The 18,662-nt window shown below is 47.4% G+C and carries 17 protein-coding genes; 7 read left to right on the forward strand and 10 right to left on the reverse strand.

Annotation, left to right across the window (positions count from 1 at the left end; translation table 11 throughout):
- Positions 1-75: 75 nt before the first annotated feature.
- Positions 76-348 (reverse strand): hypothetical protein, encoded by a 273-nt coding sequence (locus tag QUB35_RS00930; protein ID WP_333138483.1) that lies wholly within the window; start codon positions 346-348, stop codon positions 76-78.
- On the opposite strand from QUB35_RS00930, the gene QUB35_RS00935 reads away from it, so the two are divergent.
- From QUB35_RS00935 to QUB35_RS00945, 3 genes are all read left to right on the forward strand, one after another.
- Positions 325-2,406 (forward strand): DNA polymerase III subunit gamma/tau, encoded by a 2,082-nt coding sequence (locus tag QUB35_RS00935; protein WP_333138485.1) that lies wholly within the window; start codon positions 325-327, stop codon positions 2,404-2,406. The two genes, QUB35_RS00930 and QUB35_RS00935, sit on opposite strands and share 24 nt — an antisense overlap.
- A gap of 124 nt (positions 2,407-2,530) precedes the next feature.
- The gene (locus tag QUB35_RS00940; protein WP_333138487.1) at positions 2,531-2,779 is read left to right on the forward strand and encodes a hypothetical protein; all 249 of its coding nucleotides are present in this window, start codon (positions 2,531-2,533) and stop codon (positions 2,777-2,779) included.
- A 19-nt stretch (positions 2,780-2,798) separates the two neighbouring features.
- Positions 2,799-3,323, forward strand: coding sequence for a hypothetical protein (locus QUB35_RS00945; RefSeq protein ID WP_333138489.1), 525 nt, complete (start codon positions 2,799-2,801; stop codon positions 3,321-3,323).
- A gap of 206 nt (positions 3,324-3,529) precedes the next feature.
- Here QUB35_RS00945 and clpX read toward each other — a convergent pair whose 3' ends face one another.
- The 3 genes from clpX to tig all read right to left on the reverse strand — a co-directional run bounded on the left by clpX (position 3,530) and on the right by tig (position 7,522).
- Positions 3,530-4,873 carry an ATP-dependent protease ATP-binding subunit ClpX gene (gene clpX, locus QUB35_RS00950; protein WP_333138491.1) on the reverse strand — a complete coding sequence of 448 codons (1,344 nt, stop codon included), beginning with the start codon at positions 4,871-4,873 and terminating at the stop codon, positions 3,530-3,532.
- 9 nt (positions 4,874-4,882) lie between these two features.
- Positions 4,883-5,572: an ATP-dependent Clp endopeptidase proteolytic subunit ClpP gene (gene clpP, locus QUB35_RS00955; protein WP_333045253.1), complete on the reverse strand. Its 690-nt coding sequence runs from the start codon at positions 5,570-5,572 to the stop codon at positions 4,883-4,885.
- A gap of 522 nt (positions 5,573-6,094) precedes the next feature.
- Positions 6,095-7,522: a trigger factor gene (gene tig, locus QUB35_RS00960; RefSeq protein ID WP_333138494.1), complete on the reverse strand. Its 1,428-nt coding sequence runs from the start codon at positions 7,520-7,522 to the stop codon at positions 6,095-6,097.
- 1,015 nt (positions 7,523-8,537) lie between these two features.
- Here tig and QUB35_RS00965 point away from each other — a divergent pair.
- From QUB35_RS00965 to QUB35_RS00975, 3 genes are all read left to right on the forward strand, one after another.
- The gene (locus QUB35_RS00965) at positions 8,538-9,581 is read left to right on the forward strand and encodes an aspartate-semialdehyde dehydrogenase (RefSeq protein ID WP_333138496.1); all 1,044 of its coding nucleotides are present in this window, start codon (positions 8,538-8,540) and stop codon (positions 9,579-9,581) included.
- Positions 9,582-9,688: 107 nt separating this feature from the next.
- Positions 9,689-10,582: a 4-hydroxy-tetrahydrodipicolinate synthase gene (gene dapA / locus QUB35_RS00970; RefSeq protein WP_333138498.1), complete on the forward strand. Its 894-nt coding sequence runs from the start codon at positions 9,689-9,691 to the stop codon at positions 10,580-10,582.
- A gap of 400 nt (positions 10,583-10,982) precedes the next feature.
- Positions 10,983-12,863, forward strand: a complete 1,881-nt coding sequence (locus QUB35_RS00975; RefSeq protein WP_333138500.1) for a ribonuclease J — start codon at positions 10,983-10,985, stop codon at positions 12,861-12,863.
- A 185-nt stretch (positions 12,864-13,048) separates the two neighbouring features.
- On the opposite strand, the gene QUB35_RS00980 is transcribed toward QUB35_RS00975, so the two are convergent.
- From QUB35_RS00980 to QUB35_RS00995, 4 genes are all read right to left on the reverse strand, one after another.
- Positions 13,049-13,324 carry a MoaD/ThiS family protein gene (locus QUB35_RS00980; RefSeq protein WP_006632924.1) on the reverse strand — a complete coding sequence of 92 codons (276 nt, stop codon included), beginning with the start codon at positions 13,322-13,324 and terminating at the stop codon, positions 13,049-13,051.
- Positions 13,325-13,597: 273 nt separating this feature from the next.
- Positions 13,598-14,896, reverse strand: coding sequence for a threonine synthase (thrC, locus tag QUB35_RS00985; RefSeq protein ID WP_333138502.1), 1,299 nt, complete (start codon positions 14,894-14,896; stop codon positions 13,598-13,600).
- A gap of 271 nt (positions 14,897-15,167) precedes the next feature.
- Positions 15,168-15,323, reverse strand: coding sequence for a hypothetical protein (locus tag QUB35_RS00990; protein WP_333138504.1), 156 nt, complete (start codon positions 15,321-15,323; stop codon positions 15,168-15,170).
- 61 nt (positions 15,324-15,384) lie between these two features.
- Complete coding sequence (locus tag QUB35_RS00995) at positions 15,385-15,645, reverse strand: MoaD/ThiS family protein (protein ID WP_015179186.1); 261 nt, start codon at positions 15,643-15,645, stop codon at positions 15,385-15,387.
- 494 nt (positions 15,646-16,139) lie between these two features.
- Between QUB35_RS00995 and QUB35_RS01000 the strand changes: the two genes are divergently transcribed.
- A complete protein-coding gene (locus QUB35_RS01000; RefSeq protein ID WP_333138507.1) occupies positions 16,140-16,427 on the forward strand; it encodes a hypothetical protein in 288 nt (95 codons plus the stop codon).
- A gap of 419 nt (positions 16,428-16,846) precedes the next feature.
- Here QUB35_RS01000 and QUB35_RS01005 read toward each other — a convergent pair whose 3' ends face one another.
- The gene (locus tag QUB35_RS01005; RefSeq protein WP_333138509.1) at positions 16,847-16,969 is read right to left on the reverse strand and encodes a hypothetical protein; all 123 of its coding nucleotides are present in this window, start codon (positions 16,967-16,969) and stop codon (positions 16,847-16,849) included.
- A complete protein-coding gene (locus tag QUB35_RS01010; RefSeq protein ID WP_333138511.1) occupies positions 16,966-18,342 on the reverse strand; it encodes a cytochrome P450 in 1,377 nt (458 codons plus the stop codon). The genes QUB35_RS01005 and QUB35_RS01010 overlap by 4 nt, the downstream gene beginning before the upstream one ends.
- Between the last annotated feature and the right edge of the window lie 320 nt (positions 18,343-18,662).

Below are 18,662 nucleotides of genomic sequence, written 5' to 3' on the forward strand. Positions count from 1 at the left end.
AATAGAAATGGTGAATTGTCTGTAATATATTATACCAATACAGCTAAAAAAATGTTTGTTCGGCGGTCTCCGTTTCTAGCAAAATAAAAAGAAATACACATAAATTAATAGTAACTCTGGGAGCGAGCAGCGGAAAACATCACGGAGAACAGCCGATCGCCCGGACGATCGAGGGGCGGACGTTGGGAGAGTGATAATTCCTACTGTGCCCTCACTCCCGCCTTGCAAGCCCACCGGGCGGCTGGCTGTGAGAGTCGAACCCTCTTTGCGATCGAACAACGTCTCCTTAGCTAAGATTACAGCTAATACCACCAATATTCGATCGTGACCTACGAACCCCTGCACCACAAATATCGCCCTCAGACATTTGCCGAATTAGTCGGTCAAGAGGCGATCGCCCAAACCCTCACCAGCGCCATCCTACAAGAGCGCATAGCACCAGCATATCTATTCACCGGCCCCAGAGGCACCGGTAAAACCTCTAGTGCCAGAATTTTCGCCAAATCTCTCAACTGTATTTCTACGGTTGCCCCCACCCCGACCCCCTGTGGCAAATGCAACGTTTGCCAAGAAATTGCCCGAGGTTCCACACTAGATGTCATCGAAATTGACGCCGCCAGCAACACCGGAGTAGATAACATTCGGGATTTGATCGAACGAGCTCAATTTTCCCCCGTACAGTGCCGCTATAAAGTATATGTAATCGACGAAGTTCATATGCTCAGTACCCAGGCATTTAATGCCTTATTGAAAACCCTAGAAGAACCGCCCGATCGCGTTGTATTCGTTCTCGCAACAACCGACCCACAAAGAGTATTACCAACTATTATTTCTCGCTGCCAAAAGTTCGACTTTCGCCGCATACCCCTCGAAGCAATGATTGCTCATTTGCACAAAATTGCCCAATTAGAAAATATCAATATTGCCAGTGATGCAGTACAAATGGTTGCTCAAATCGCCCAAGGAGGTCTGCGAGATGCCGAAAGTTTGCTAGACCAACTGAGCTTATTTCCCGGTCAAGTAACAGTTGAAAAAGTTTGGGATTTAGTCGGCGCGGTTCCCGAAAATGATTTAATGGATTTGCTGCAAGCTATTGACAAAGATAACGCTACAGCACTAATAGACATGACTCGCCACCTCATGGATCGCGGTCGGGAACCGCTAATCGTGCTGCAAAGTCTCGCGAGCTTTTACCGAGATTTGCTAATAGCCAAAGCTGCACCAAAGCGGTCAGATTTAGTAGCTTTAACATCGGCAACTTGGGAAAAATTGGCGGATTTTGCCCGCCATTGGGATGCGGAGTTGATTTTGGCAGGTCAGAAACATTTGCAAACCCACGAAGTGCAAATTAAAAACACCACTCAGCCGCGTTTATGGCTGGAAGTAACGCTGTTGGGATTGTTGCCCTCAGCAATTAGAACTCAGCAGCAACCAACAGCCGAACCAGCTAAAAATGTTGCTCAACCACCACAAAATCACCCCCCCCAACCAAGGGCGGGCACGGGGGCACCGCCCCTACAATCGGCGGGGAGCCAGACATCTAATATTGAACAATCTTCAGTTCCCAATTCGCAAACTCCTCCGCCGCAGTCGCCGTCTGTGGCTAATCGAATAGACAGCACACCTGCAGCAGCGATTCCCGCACCTGTACCAACTGCTGAAACTAATCAAACAAATTATTCCTCGACTAATTGGGCCGATGAAATCGATTTAAATCGAGTGTGGGAACAGGTACTTGACCGCGTGCGGCCGCATGGAACTCAATCGCTGCTTCGCCAACATGGACAGCTAGTAATTTTTAGCAATGATACTGCTCATGTTAAGATTAGTTCGCAGCCGTTGCTCAATATGGTTAAAGACAAAGTAGCTAATATTGAAGAAGCTTTTTTGCAAATTTTTAACCGTCGAGTAACAGTAAAGGTGGGCTTGACAAATCCCGCTGAAACTAAAAGTTCCCGCGCCAAGGATTTGCCTACTTCTAACGGACTTGGTGGCGAAAATCCCAGGAATTCTCATCCTGCAGATGATGCCGGCCAACAGGTGCAGAACTCGGCGGGTTCTGAGATTACAGAGGATTTTTTGGGGAAGGGTAGAGAAGAACAAAAACACCCGCCAGCGCCTGAAAATACCGCCGTTAATGTGCCGGCAATTTCCGAATCGCGATCGCCCACAAACGGTTCTACAGACTCTCAAAATGACTTTAACGCTCAGGCTATAGCGGTGCGTGATGATGCGCGAAATGTCGCGAATTCGACTAGGAAGTTGGCTGATATGTTTGACGGGGAAGTAGTCGATTTGTCGGATGACTTGGAGATTTGGGAGTCGGAAACTTTTAGATTGGAATCTGAACCCGATTTTTCCGAGTTATCTTCTGAGTTAAATGAGGATGATTTTATAGATTGGTAAATGAGAATTGGGAATTGGGAATTGGGAACTGGGAATTGGGAATTGGCTTGACATATAATATTAAGTCCAGTTGATATTACATCTTGCACTATTATTAGGAACGGGCTCTCCGGCCTGTTCCACAATGCTCCGCACTCAAAATCCCGTTTATGCCATAACCGCCTTGGCGGTTGCTATTATACAACCGTTTTCAGGGTTTCCGGCGAGTATGTCGCTCTCCGCTATTTTGAGTTTGGTAGGTATTATCCTGTGGATATCTGTTGGTGTCTGGGATTTTCTGGCTTTGGAACTTACAGAAACCTTGTTTTGGGCTAGGCTGGCAGCACCAGTTATCTTTATTGCTATACTAATACTTGTCCTCCTGTTGAGGTAGAGAAAAAATGAGAAAACTTTTGAGCGAATACGATTTTCCTTTTTTATTAGGTATCGATTTTGAATCAGAATGGAAGAGAGTTTTGACCGTAGTTGAAAAACATCCTTGGTTAACTGTTGATGGGTATTTTCAGACTGAACAACAATACAGCCGTTACAAAATTAGAATGGGGACAGATGCGAGTGAATTTAAGCTGTGGCAAATCGAAGATTGGAATAATAAATATTATCTTGACCAAATTTATCGCTCTCGATATTGGCTGAGTCAAATAGAGTCCATCAAATCATTTAATTATCGACATACAAGTTATGGGTTAAAACACGCTTGTGAAAATTGGTGGGCTAGAAAAAAAAGTAAATTTGGTATTAAAGACACTGGGTCTTATGTTGCTAACGGTTGCTTGATTGTAGCCGCTTTAATTTTAGAATGGAAATTCACTGATACTTACCAAGGACATCAATCCCTCAATGTGTATTTCCCGATTAGTGAAAAAAGTCTAAAACGATTGAAACCCGACGATCTAGATGAAACCGAAAATGACTAAAAATCAACTTCTCTCGCTCCCTAGCTTTGGCCGACTTTTCCTCCTTTCCACAAATAGATTTCATACTGGATTCTTTAGTCTCTCGTTGCGCTGACTTCGTTCAATAATGCTTTAGAGCGGGCTATAAGAACCCACCCCACAAGAAAATTTAATTTTTGTGGAACAGGCATCCTGCCTGTTCCACGAGAATAGTAAAATATCTGAACTTAAGCTGACTCTGGCTTGGGTAGCGAAGAGGGAAGTACCAACAACTCGGCGGTCGATCGCTTCTCGACCATTTCCTTAGTAATCGTACACCGGGCAACATCCTTGCGCGACGGCAACTCGTACATCACATCCAACATCAATTCTTCGACAATTCCCCGCAGCGCCCGTGCTCCAGTTTTGCGGCGGTATGCTTCCTGGGCGATCGCCCGAATCGCCTCTGGCTTAAAGTCCAACTGCACATTATCCATCTTCAGCAGCTTTTGATACTGCTTAACCAAAGCATTGCGCGGCTCAGTCAAAATCGCCATCAACGTTTCCTCATCCAGCGGCTCTAACACCGCCGCCACCGGCACCCGCCCAATAAACTCAGGAATCATCCCAAACTTCACCAAATCATCCGGTTCCAGTTGCTTGAGTACATCAGCAGCCCGCTTTTCCTTCGGCTGAGCTTCTCCCGGCTGAATAAAACCCATTGACTTTTTACCCGTTCTCTGCTCTATCACTTTCTCAAGACCGACAAAAGCACCGCCGCAGATAAACATGATATTGCTAGTGTCAATTTGGATGCAGTCTTGGTAGGGATGCTTACGGCCACCTTGGGGAGGTACATTGGCGATCGTCCCCTCAAGCATTTTCAGCAGCGCCTGCTGTACGCCTTCCCCAGACACATCCCGCGTAATCGAAGGATTTTCGCTCTTGCGGGCTATTTTGTCAATTTCATCAATATAAATAATTCCGCGCTGCGCCTCTTCCACGTCCATATCTGCCACTTGCAGCAGCCGCAGCAAAATATTTTCCACATCTTCCCCGACATAGCCCGCTTCCGTCAGCGTCGTCGCGTCAGCCACCGCAAAGGGCACGTCTAGCATATCTGCCAAAGTCTGAGCCAGCAGAGTTTTGCCGCAACCAGTCGGCCCGATTAACAAAATATTCGATTTTTGCAGTTCTACTTCTTCCGGCGGGTGCTTGCCGCTATTTTTGGCATGGATAAAGCTGAGGCGCTTGTAGTGGTTGTAAACTGCCACCGAGAGCACCTTTTTCGCCTCATCTTGCCCGATCGCATTTTCGTCGAGATAATTTTTAATTTCCCTCGGCTTGGGAATTTGGCTCAGCGACATACTTTTGCCCGAAGTAGCGCGGCGCTTTTGCGTCGTTTCCTGCTTCGGAGGCACCGCCGCTGCGGGTACTGCACTCGAATCAAACAACTCCTCATCTAAAATTTCATTGCACAAGTCAACGCATTCGTCGCAGATATACACCCCAGGGCCTGCGATCAACTTGCGTACTTGCTCTTGAGACTTGCCACAAAACGAACATTTTAGATGGGAGTCGTACTTAGACATAACAGCCTCTTAATTCAGTGCAGTGACATTCTCTCCCGCCGTCGGAAGGTTTTCCTTTTCGATAACTCGATCGACCAAACCGTAATTTTTGGCTTCCTCGGCTGACATAAAAAAGTCGCGCTCTGTATCCGCCTCTAATTTGTCGATCGGTTGACCTGTGTGGTGCGCTAGCAGTTGATTCAGCTTACGCTTATGATAAAGGATTTCTTTGGCTTGAATCTCAATATCAACTGCTTGACCTTGAGCGCCTCCAAGCGGCTGGTGAATCATAATCCGGGAACTCGGAAGAGACATCCGCTTACCGTGGGCTCCTGCTGTCAGTAGAAATGCGCCCATACTCGCTGCCAAACCGTAACAAATCGTCACCACATCCGGGCGGATTTGCTGCATTGTGTCATAAATTGCCATGCCGGCCGTCACCGAGCCGCCGGGGGAATTAATGTACATTTGGACATCTTTTTCTGGGTCTTCGGCATCTAGATACAATAGCTGAGCCACTATCGAGTCAGCAACTTCGTCGGTTACGGGAGTCCCTAAAAACACAATTCGCTCCCGCAGCAAGCGCGAGTAAATGTCAAAGGCTCGCTCGCCCATCCCCGACTGTTCTAGCACCATCGGCACTACATTGCTGGGGCTGGAACTGACATCAAAATCGTTATAGCTTGTAATTAGGTAATTGGAAGATTGAGATACAACCATAAGACACCAGTCAAGGATTCTAGACAATTTGCTGCTGCTGATGAAAGCTTTAAATTAAGCCGCCAGCTTTTAACTATTATGCCTCTTCTGAACAGATATCGGGGGAATGGGGAATGGGGAATGGGGAATGGGGCATTGGGCATTGGGTATAGTCGAGCAAAAATCTTGTGACTATTTAACCCAAATTCAACAGTAGCTCGACATTTAACGTAAAATTCGATCGCACTTCAGATACCTCCGATCGATCCCCGCCGTAGGGACACTCCAATACCCCCTTAGTGTCCACTTAAGATTTCAGCCCGCCAAGTCCACCAGTGGGCCCGCTAGTCCGCCAGGGAATGAATTCCACGGGGCTTATAGCTAAAGTCCTCCCTATGAGGACTAATGAATTATTCAGTCCTCATAGCGAGGACTTTAGCTTTGAGGCAGGGGTTTAAACCCCTGCCGGACTGCGGGTTTAACGTGTTTGTTGACACGAAGAAGGGCTGGCGTGCGGTGTCCCTACTACTTTGATTCTGCGCCCTAATCTTCGCCTACAACTTCAACTTCGACGCTTGTGGCTGCTTCTGAAGTTTCTGCATCATCTGCATCATCTGCATCTGCATCAGATTCTTCTGCGGCAGGAGTCAGTGAGCCTTCAGGTACGAGTTCGATTGTTCCTTTTTCTTCCAACCATTTCAGGGTTTTTTGTTTGAGCAAGTCTTCTGCTACAAATTCCTGCAACCTTTGGGGGTCAAAATCTCCTTTGGGAAACTGCTTTCTGATTTTTGCTACTTCTGCTGCTACTTCTGCTGGTTCAACAGATAAGGATTCCAGCTTGGCTACTTCTGCCAGAGCTAGAGTCTGCTTGAGCCTATCGATTGCTTCCGGGCGCGAGCGTTCCCGCATCGGGCCCATATTTTCTTCGGTAAACAGTTGGTTGATATCTATGCCGTAATTTTTCAATTGGAGGGCTTGTTGATTCAACAAATAATCGATTTCGCGATCGAGCATTGTTTCGGGAATTTCCACTTCTATTAGCTGCGCGAGGGCTGCTGATATAGCTTTTTCCTTATTAGCTGATGTCTTGTTTTCTTGGTCTGCTTTAAACCGAGTTTCGAGCGATTCGCGCAGTTCTGCTAAAGTTTCAAACTCGCTGACTTCTTGGGCGAAGTCGTCGTCCAACTCCGGCAATTCTTTTTCCTTAAGTTCTTTGAGAGTAATCGTAAAGACGGCAGGTTTCCCCGCTAATTCTTCACTGCTATACTCATCTGGGAACTGCACAGAAACTTCTCTAGTTTCTCCTGGATTCATCCCGATCATGCCTTGGATAAAGCCCGGTACAAACTGATTTTCCGATAATTCTACTTGAAAGTCTTCTGCTTGAGCGCCAGGAATTTCTGCGGGAGTTTCGCCTTCGGGTGCTTCCGCAAATCTACCGGAGAAATCAACCAAAGCCGTGTCTCCCAACTGAGCCGGCCGGCCTTCTACAGGGATTAAAGTAGCTTTGTCCGATCGATATTTGGCCAGTACCTCATCTACCTGAGCCTCATCATACTTAGCTTCTTCTGCTTGAAGCTGCAAACCTGTGTACTGACCCATTTTCACTTCGGGTTGTACATCAACCTTCGCCGAAAAAATCAGAGGCTGTTCTGGATCGAACTTCTCTAGTAATTCTTCAAACTCGGTGCGAAGTTCAAAACTGCCAATTGCGGCAATTTTTTCTTGTTCGAGGGCTTTTTGCAGGGAATCATTAATCAAATTTTCCAAAGCCGTCGCCTTCAAACGAGTCTGGCCTAGGCGCTGTAGCAAAACTTGACGGGGAACTTTGCCTTTGCGGAACCCAGGAATATTAACCTCGCGAGCAAATTGTTTAATTACTTGCTCGTAAGCTTGTTTTGACTTTTCTGACGGTACTTCGATTTCCAGACCAATTTGGCTAGCTGGAAGTTTTTCCTGGGTTACTTTCATCGGCTTTTTTGATATTTAACAATAGTGTATTGACACTCCCTGACCTAAAGGACAGGGATTCTTAATTCAGCGACTGACCTTAAAATGTTGCGTCCTTTCGGCAATCCTCAAACTTTTTAACCGTAGAAATCCTACCAATTAACGAGCCTGATTCGCAGTCATCCCTTCTTGGTCTATCTCCAAAAGCGTACTAGGATATTTACCTAGAGTTCGGGTATGCCCTACCCTACTTAACAAGACTAAATAGTTTGTTTCTCTGGTTAAAGGAACTGTGTTAAGCCCCTAGCTGTTTATAGAGTTTTCGCCGCTCTTTGTCCCCCGGTTTACGCGCCAAAGTGTGTCGTTAACTGTTTTTATGCACTAGGGCGCAGGAGTTTAACCTTGACTACTCTAGAATACTAGAAATTTCCTGACTTTTAGGAAGGGATTTAAGAAATTAAAGCCGTCCTAGAAGGACAGGGTTTTAGACCCAATTTCCTTGATAAAATACATACAAATCTGACTTTGCCTGCATTTTAATTTGGTACGCTTTGACTCGTAACGGCACAACTACAACACCTTTACCGGATGAGACTGTAAGTCATTGCCGGCTACTTTTTTGGCTCTTGCCAAATAGTTTTGGTTTGAGGATACTAGCTTTTGCTGCTAGGAATGTGGAGGTTAAGTCCACTAATTGCCGATGCACCATAGCACATATCGCCCTGTGATGTCAATCTTGCCGGTCTCTGCGGCCAGTCAAAGTCAATGGATGCGCCTGCGAAAATGCAGATATATCGCAAAACTTAACCGGATGCGGATTGGGCGTGGGCGAGCGACAAAAGATGCTAAACTGGCATTGGGTACGATCGCACGTCGCATTCAGGAAGTTCGATCTGCCTTTTCGCTTAACTGCACCATTGCTATCCTCTCATGCTCCTGATGTCGCATAACATTAATTAAGTTTGATATTGAGAATTGCAGTTATTTAAATTTTTGATTTCGATCGTTTAGACTTTAATTTGTGGAGGAAACTAATTTGTCTCAATCCTATCGAGTTGCCATTTTAGGGGCTACCGGCGCAGTCGGTGCCGAGTTGCTAGAACTATTGCACAGCCGGAGTTTTCCGATTTCTCACTTGAAGCTGCTGGCTTCGGAACGTTCAGCAGGCACTACCTTGCCTTTTGGCGGCGAGATGCTGCCGGTCGAAGCAGTTTCGGCGCGATCGTTTGATAACGTAGATCTGGTGCTCGCCTCTGCCGGCGGCTCTACTTCTAAATTATGGGCTCCGCAAGCGGTGGCAGCCGGAGCAGTGGTAATTGACAATTCTAGCGCTTTCCGCATGGATGCGAACGTACCGCTAGTGGTTCCAGAAGTCAATCCCCAAGCGGCGGCAGCTCACCGAGGTATAATTGCTAATCCCAACTGCACGACTATTTTGATGGCAGTTGCCGTTTGGCCGCTTCACAAAGTTAGGCCGATACAGCGCATAGTTGTAGCGACTTACCAGTCAGCCAGCGGCGCGGGGGCGAGGGCAATGGAGGAAATGAAAGCTCAAGCAAGAGCAATTTTGCAGGGGGAAACGCCCCAAACAGATATATTTCCCTACCCCTTAGCATTTAATTTGTTTCCGCACAACACCCCGATTAATGATTTGGGGTATTGTGAAGAAGAGATGAAAATGGTAAACGAAACTCGGAAGATATTTGGTACGGACGAGATTAAAATTACGGCAACTTGTGTGCGGGTTCCCGTACTGCGGGCTCATTCGGAAGCGATTAATCTAGAGTTTGCAGAGCCTTTTAGCGCGATCGAGGCCAGGGAAATCTTAAAGCAGGCAAGCGGGGTTAAGCTGGTAGAAGACTGGCAAGCTAATTATTTCCCGATGCCGGTCGAGGCCAGCGGTAAGGATGACGTGTTAGTCGGCAGGATTCGCCAAGATATTTCTCACCCCTGCGGGTTGGAAATGTGGCTGTCGGGCGATCAAATTCGCAAAGGGGCGGCTTTAAATGCGGTGCAGATAGCTGAGTTGCTGGCCCAAAAAGATTTGTTGCGAACCCAAGTGGCGGCGGCTTCTACTTAGGGGGAACCCTGGCAATTGGGAAATTGAAATTGGGGATTTTAGATCAACCTTTCATCTGAAATCAAAAATTTAAAATCAAACATCAACAGTCTAAAATCGGAGAAAGTGTGGTAAAGTTTGGACGGGTTCTGACTGCAATGATTACGCCGTTTAAGGAAGACGGCAGCGTTAACTATGCGGTAGCAGAAAAATTGGCAGTTCATTTAGCCGATCGCGGTACTGATAGCTTGGTAGTGTGCGGCACTACTGGCGAGTCTCCCACTATGACCTGGGATGAAGAGTACGAATTATTTCAGGTGGTACAAAAGGCGGTGGCCGGTAAGGCGTTGGTAATCGCAGGAGCCGGATCGAATTCTACTTCAGAAGCAGTAGCAGCTACCCAAAAAGCAGCTAAACTAGGGTTAGATGGTTGTTTGCAGGTGGTTCCTTATTACAACAAGCCGCCGCAAGAAGGTTTATATAATCATTTTCGGGCGATCGCGCAATCTGCTCCCGAATTGCCTATAATGTTATATAACATCCCCGGTCGCACTGGTCAGAATATGTTGCCGGAAACGGTGGCTCGATTGGCAGAAATCCCCAACATTGTGGCCGTAAAAGAAGCAAGTGGCAACTTGGATCAAGCAAGTCAAATTCGGTGCTTGACATCCCCTGAATTTGCCATCTATTCTGGAGATGATTCCCTAACTTTGCCAATGTTGGCGGTAGGAGGATCTGGTGTAGTTAGCGTAGCCAGCCATCTGGTAGGAGAGCAACTACAACAGATGATCAAAGCTTTCGAGGCCGGTCAAGTTCAAGTCGCTACCCAGATTCACTTGCAACTTTTTGACCTGTTTAAAGCTCTTTTTCTCACCACAAATCCCATTCCCGTCAAGACAGCTCTCAAACTTCAAGGCTGGGATGTAGGCTCCACCCGTCCGCCCCTGTGCGATCCGCCCGTTGAGGTAACTCAAAAGTTAAAGGACGTACTGAGTCAGCTAGCAGCAGTATCAGCTAGCTAGACGAGCGAGAACGAGTTTTCAGACAACTGAATATTGGTTGTGATAAGTCATTAGTTGTTAGTCATTAGTCATTAGTAATTAACTGTTAGTAATTAGCTAACAGTCAAAAAGTAAAGACTGAGGATTAAAGACTGAAGGCAAAAGACAACTGACTGTAGGGGATAGTAAAACCCCGTAGGGGAGTTTTCCACAAATATCTTGGAAAAAATCGCCCCCATCAACGAACAACAGATAAAAACCTCCCAAAAAGCTTGTCTTGAACAGGCAGGATGCCTGTTCCACAGGGATTATTGGAGAGGTATAGACAGTAGGCGACAGACGACAGACAACAGTCAACAGTCAACAGTCAACAGTCAACAGTTAACAGACCAATAACAAAAATAACTAACAAAGGATACGCATGATCAAAAATACAACTGCATCTGCTCTAAAAGTTATTCCCCTCGGCGGGCTGCACGAAATCGGTAAAAACACTTGTGTGTTCGAGTACGGCGACGAAATCATTCTTTTAGATGCCGGTTTAGCGTTCCCGACAGATGGAATGCACGGGGTAAATATTGTCCTCCCAGACATGACTTACCTGCGGGAAAACAGCCACAAAATTAAAGGTATGATCGTGACTCACGGTCACGAAGACCACATAGGTGGTATCCCTTATCACCTCAAACAATTTGAAATTCCGGTCATCTACGGCCCCCGTTTGGCGATGGCTTTGCTAGCCGGAAAACTCGAAGAAGCCGGAGTGTCTCACCGCACTGAATTGAGAACGGTTCGACCCAGGGATACTGTAAGAATTGGCAAGAATTTCTTAGTCGAATACATCCGCAACACTCACTCGATGGCCGACAGTTTTACTGTGGCAATTCACACTCCCGTGGGAATTGTGATCCACACCGGAGACTTTAAAATTGACCACACTCCTGTAGACGGCGAGCATTTTGATTTGCAAAAGCTAGCGGAGTACGGCGAAAGAGGCGTGTTGTGCTTGATTAGCGATTCTACTAACTCGGAAGTTCCCGGTTTTACCGCTTCGGAAGGTTCTGTGGCGCCGAATTTAGACAGAATTATCGCTCAAGCACCGGGAAGAGTGCTGCTGACGACTTTTGCTTCGTCGGTACACCGATTGCAAATTGTTTTGGACTTGGCTAAGAAAAACAATCGGTATGTCGGAGTGGTTGGCCGGTCGATGCTTAACGTCATCGCTCACTGCCGCAATCTCGGCTACATCAAATGCGAAGATAGTATTTTCAAACCGCTGAAAGAAATCCGCAATTTGGCTGAAGACAAGGTGCTGATTTTAACTACAGGTTCCCAAGGCGAACCAATGGCGGCGATGACTCGCATTGCTAACGGCGAACATCACGAACTGAAAATCAGAAAGGGCGATACAGTCATTTTCTCGGCTAATCCGATTCCCGGAAATACGATCGCAGTGGTAAACACGATCGATAAACTGATGATGCTGGGAGCACACGTGGTTTACGGCCGCGATAAAGGCATTCACGTTTCGGGTCACGGTTGTCAAGAAGACCAAAAGTTAATGATTAACATGACTCGTCCCAAGTTCTTCTTGCCAGTGCACGGGGAACACCGGATGCTGATCCAGCACTCCAAGACGGCTCAAAGCATGGGCATTCCCGCTAGCAATATGGTGGTTATTGATAACGGCGATGTCGTAGAATTGACCGAAAATTCGATGCGAGTCGCTGGTCAAGTGCCTTCAGGAATTGAATTGGTAGATGCTTCTCGATCGGGCGTGGTCAAAGCTAGCGTCCTCAAGGAACGTCAGCAGTTAGCCGGAGATGGCGTTGTAACGGTAGCGGCGGCTTTGAATTGGGAAGGCAAATTAGTTGCCAAACCAGAAGTTCACTTGAAAGGTGTAGTGACATCAGCCGATCGCGCGGAGGTGATCGGATTAATCACTCAAACCATTGAAACAGTTTTGAGCGATCGCTGGTCAGAATTTGTAAAACCCGCGACTGCTGACTCGCAAGTTGACATTGACTGGGTAGGAGTTCAAACGCAAATAGAAAAGGCAATTGGGCGAGTGATGCGCCGGGAACTGCAAAGCAATCCGTTGCTGGTATTCCTGATGCAAATTCCTGAAGAAGCCGTGCGATCGGAAAAAGCAGCAGTATCTCCAGGTGCCCTGGAAGCACCTAAGCTATTATCATCGCCATCATCGGCATCGCCATCCTTGCCATCCCCATCCTTGCCATCTCCTGCCAATCAGGTGACTGGCCGGCGCCGTCCCCGGACTGCTGCAAGGGCAGCTTCCTAGTGCGATAATTTTCTGACGCACTGCGGACAAAGAAATAAGTTTTAGGTTTGTAGTTGCGCTTGGGTACCCAAGCGCAGCTACCAACCTACATTTGATTTCCTAAAACGCAAATGAACGCAGATAGATTTAAATAACTATCTGCGTTCATTTGCGTTCGTCTGCCTCAATCTGCGGTTAAAAATTAATCAGCCACCAGCAACAGCAGGAACAATGCTGACTTCATCGCCATCTTGGAGGGCTGTTTTTGAGCCATCCAAAAAGCGGATGTCTTCGCTGTTGACGTAGAAGTTGAGAAATCTGCGGGGTTCTCCCTTTTCGTCGCACAGGCTTTTTTTGATGCCAGGACAATTGGTTTCCAGGGATTCAATTAGTTCGGAAATGTTATCGCCGGCGCATTCGATCGTGGCTTGATTGTTGGTAAATTTTTGCAGGGGAGTGGGAATTAAAACTTTGACGGTCATTTTTTTAGTCCTTAGTCAGTAGTCAGTAGTCAGTAGTCAGTAGTCAGTAGTCCTTAGTCAGTAGTCCTTAGTCAGTAGTCAGCAGCTTAATAACTAATAACTAATGACTAATGACTGATGACTATTAATCAGTAGTCCTTAGTCAGTAGTCAGCAGCTTAATAACTAATAACTAATGACTAATGACTGATGACTATTAATCAGTAGTCCTCAGTCATTAGTCAACAGCTTAATAACTAATAACTAATGACTAATGACTGATGACTAATGACTATTAAACCGAAACTTGTTGCCATTCCAAGCGTTCGAGCGTGCGGGCGCGTTCTAGGGCGCGCTCGAACGCTTCTAGTTTCGGTTCGAGGGTGATGGGTTCGCCGATGTAGCCTTGAACTGCTTCTTGCGTTTTCAAACCGTTGCCGGTGATGTAAGCGACGGTGGTTTCATCGGGATTGATTTTACCTGCTTCTACAAGTTTCTTCAAGACTGCGATGGTCGTGCCGCCTGCGGTTTCTGTGAATATGCCTTCAGTTTCTGCTAGCAGTTTCATGCCTTCGATGATTTCGGTGTCGCTGACGGATTCAATGTTGCCGTTGGTTTTGCGGGCGATTTCCAAGGCGTACATACCGTCGGCTGGATTGCCGATCGCGATCGACTTAGCAATTGTATTCGGTTTCACCGGTTTGACGAAATCACGGCCTTCGCGGAAGGCTTGGGCGATGGGGGAACAGCCGTCAGCTTGGGCGCCGCTGAATCGGACTTTCTTTTCATCAACTAAACCGACTTCGATGAATTCTTGAAAACCTTTGTAAATTTTTGTGAACAAAGAGCCGGAGGCGAGGGGAGCGACGATGTGATCGGGCAATTGCCAGCCTAGTTGTTCGGCAACTTCGTAACCGAGGGTTTTGGAGCCTTCGGAATAGTAGGGACGCAAGTTGATATTGACAAATCCCCAGCCATGTGTATTGGCGACTTCGCAACAGAGGCGGTTAACTTGGTCGTAGTTGCCGTGAACTGCCATGACAGTTGGATTGTAAATCAGAGTGCCGAGGACTTTGCCTGCTTCTAAGTCGGAGGGGATGAAGACTACGCAGTCGAGTCCGGCGTGGGCGGCGATCGCAGCCGTAGAGTTAGCTAAATTGCCGGTGCTGGCACAGGATACCGTTGTGAAACCCAATTCTCTCGCTCTGCTGAGGGCGACTGACACCACTCTGTCTTTAAAGCTGAGAGTGGGCATATTGACGGCATCGTTTTTAATATAAAGATTTTTTAGACCGAGGCGGCGCGCCAAGCGGTGGGATTTTAATAGAGGAGTCATCCCAGTGCCGACATCGATGACGTTATCTGTAGCGACTGGTAAAAATGCGCGGTAGCGCCAGATCGAGTTGGGGCCGGCTGCGATGGTTTGGCGAGTGACGCTGCGGCGGATGGCGTCGTAGTCGTACTTGACTTCAAGCGGGCCAAAACAGCAATCGCAGACGTGCTTGGCTTGGAGTTCGTACTCTTCGCCGCATTCTTTACATTTGAGGGCTGTGAAGGTTGCTGCTGTGGATTGGGTTCTGGTCGCCTGGGTCATAGCTCAACTCTCTAGTTTTGCGATGTTTTCTTAGTCTTGTGCAAGATTAGCACGGTCAATTTAGCCCGTCAACCATACCCGATTTTTTTAGTCGGGATTGATTTTTCAGTTAAAAGGTGGTGTATTTAACTTTGATATTTGGGCGGGCGGGACGCCCACACCACAAGGATTTGAGTTGTTTTCACGATCGGGTTCTTAATCCAGATTGTCAGCCCTGCACGCAAGCCCGATCGAGCTCAAGGATGATTTGCCGACGAAATTGTTACAAAACTTAATAAATCTTTTTTGGGCTAAGAATTGGGCAGTCGTGCGATCGAACACAACTACAAAACCTCGAATTTTTGATTAACTGAGATATTGCACCCTTCTCGCTTAACAGGCAAGATGCCTGTTCCACAACAAAATTCATTCTTTGTGGAACAAGCATCTTGCCTGTTCATAAAAAGCTTATTGAGAATGGTGCAACATTTCAGATTAACCAACTTAGCCTACCCGCCGCTGACGGGAGGGATGAGGACAACTTCGTCGCCGTCTTGGAGGATGGTGTCGGGGGAGACGAATTCCAGGTTGAGGCCAAAGCGGGTGCGATCGCGCCATTGTTCTAATTGAGGATATTGGGCGATCGAGCTTTCGAGCACTTGAGACACTGGGGTTTCGGGAGGAAGTTCTAAGGTAAGTTCCGAAACGCCGTAGGCTTCACCGAAGGCGGCAAACAGTTTAACGGTAATGGTAATCGAAGAGTTAGACACGGCTGTTGAGTGCGATCGACGGTTTGGCAATTATCAACTACACCATACAATTAATTAGGAATTAGGCGCGCCGAGGCTTAGAATTGAAAGCGGCAACCTCTAGTTAAGTTTTACCCCATCGGGTAAAGATGATAGTTGATTGCAGCAAAAAGTCTTAACCGGATTGTATGCCGATCGCTCTCACCAACCAGGCGTTAGAAGCAGTTGGCATCCACTTAGATGCAGCTAGCTAACGTCTAGTTGGCTGCTGTTGAGGCTAATGCGAGAATAATTTTTGAGGATGGGGTATAGATACTTTACCGTAATTGTGGGAGAGTACAAAAAGATCCCACTAAATTTAGCAGGCAACAACGCAGACAAGGGCCTGTAAACCCGCTTCTCCTGACGAAAAATCAGGTTATCAAGTGCGGCTTGGAATAGTCAAACCTTTGCCCTGCTTAGCAAGCTAGCCGTTCTATCTAAGAAGAATACTGAAGTTAACGCGATAGAGATATATGGCAAATAACGAGTTTAAAGTGCTTCAAATTATTGAAGCTAAAGGCTGGTATGCCTTTGGGAGTACGAAGCAAAACCAGCACGTTGAGAGATGGGTAAGACCTGTTGTGTGTTGGGTTTTAATAGAAGATAAAAAAAAGCGACGGGTTGTGACAGCTACCGCTAGCTATCAGATCCAGATTGACGACAAAGAAGTCGAGTTTTTTGCCCACGAAAGCGAAATTCAGGATCTGGATAGTCTCCCGAAGTCTGTCTCGGTATCGGAATTTCTGAAAACAGAAGATTGAGAGAAGGGCAAAAGGAGCTGATTTAACAAGTTATTAATTATTCCTTAGTGATTCCTTAAACTTGCTGTCGGATTCTATTTCAATGAGAGGCAGAACTCTAGATTGGGGACAGGGGCAGATGGGAACAGGGGGAGAATTTATATTTTTGCCTTCCCTTCAGCATCTTGTACCCAATGCCGGAAGTAGCCCAAAAAATAAAGAGGCCGGAAGATTGCAGGCAATGCCAACGCGCTTCCGACCTTGCTGAATAACAGGGTATGCATATGTTTTTACAGTATGGCAGGGAGGCTTTTGAGATATCAAGAGGACTATTGCAATCACCCACTTTTGCTTTCAGGCTGTGTTTGCGAGGTTCATACTATTTTAGACTGAGAATTTGAAAATTGAGAGGGGGGAGGCTTACAGGTCAAGGATTCTAGCTATTTATCTGTAGCGGGGGCTACAAAAAATGGTGGCATTGGCGGACGATCGCACATTCTCGCTAAATTGTTTGCACTCAAAGCTGAAAGTTCGATCGCCACCTGCAACTGCTGCGACTTCAAACCCCACTAACAACAGGTTCAGGCTTCTGCTGCGACATCCGCCGCCCCAGCAGGGCCATCCGCACGCCGCCGGCCGGCCCTAAAGTCACCCCTCGGCGTTTGGCCTGTACGGGCTTTTTCTCGGCCAATACTAGGTCGAAATCCCGCAAAATGGTTGCCAACACGAGTTTAATCTCCAACTGCGCCAGCGCCAAGCCGATACAGCGGCGGCTGCCGCCTCCAAAGGGCAAATACTCGTAAGGCGAGAATTGTCTCTCCAAAAACCGTTCCGGTTTAAATTGCAGCGGTTCTGGATACAAATCCTCCCGTCTGTGAGTCAAATAAATCGAGCCGACGACAACTGTGCCCGGTTCGAGTTGATGTCCCATCAGTTCCACGGGCGTGAGAACTTCTCGCGGAAACGTCAGCATTGCCACGGGGTAAATTCGCAGCGTCTCCTGACAAACTGCACTCAGGTAAGGTAAGCGGAAAATCTCCATCGGGTCGGGATTTTCCCCCAAACTGTCCAATTCTTGCAGCAACTTCTGGCGCACCGAGGGCAGGTGGTGAATCCAGTAAAACGCCCAAGCTAGGGCCGTTGCTGTGGTTTCGTGGCCTGCCAGCAGCAGCGTCATCAACTCGTCGCGCAATTCTTCCTTCGTCATTGGTTGCCCGTTTTCGTCGCGCGCGGCCATCATTAAGCTGAGAATGTCGGTGCGGCTGGCGTCTGGTTGCTGTGTGCGTTCTTCAATTTCCGCGTCGATGAGTGCGTCAACTTTCCGCTGCCGCTGTTTCATGCGTCCCCAAGGACTCCAAGATCCCCAATCTTGCTGCATCCAGCCGAAAAACAGTATGCTCGATCGCAGGGGAGAGTTGGTCATATCGACGACTGAGGCAAGTAGTGGTCTGAGTGCTTGTAACCGCGGCCCGTCATCCATGCCGAAGACAGCTTGCAAGATTACCCGCATGGTGACTTCCTGCATGGCGCTGCGGGCCACAAAAGGTCGATCGGCCGACCATTTGCTGGCAACATCTTGAGCTATATCGCAAATTAGTTGACCGTAATTCCGCATCCGTTCCCCGTGAAAGGGTGGCATCAATAATTGGCGCTGGCGTTTGTGCCTTTCTCCTGAGAGGAGAAACATGGATTGTTCTCCCAGCAGGGGTTTGAGGAGGCTGTTCAGGCGGCCTGGAGCGTGAAACGCGTTGCTGTTGAGCATCTCCTGGATAGCTTGCGGGTGGCTGATCATCACCAATGGTTTCCCGTTGTTCACTTGAGCCGTGAAAATGTCGCCGTATTGTTTGGCACATTTATCCATGTATGTCAGCGGATCGCCGATCCATTGAATTAGCTGCACGAAGCGGGGGCTTTTGGGGCCGTCAGGTAGTGTCATAGGAATTACCGGGGTTTTGGTCACAGGACTTAGCAGCATCAAAAAACCTCAAAGGGTTTGAAGGTTTATTTAATCCCTCCCAACCCTTGTTTTTAAGGGGAGAATTGCGTAAGTCCCATCTCCAATAATTTTAACTATCAGCCGGGAAGTCCCTCGGTATATTTAGAGGGGATGAATCTGAGCGCTACGCGAAGTACCCCGAATAAATTACCGAGCGTGATGTCCAGAAGCGTCGGGTGTCGCGGACGGAAACCGACAATTAAACATTGCAAGTACCTTAAATTTTGATGTACTTTCTAAATATTAAATCAAAACAAATG

Source organism: Microcoleus sp. B13-B6, from assembly GCF_036705405.1.
Classification (GTDB): Bacteria; Cyanobacteriota; Cyanobacteriia; order Cyanobacteriales; family Microcoleaceae; genus Microcoleus.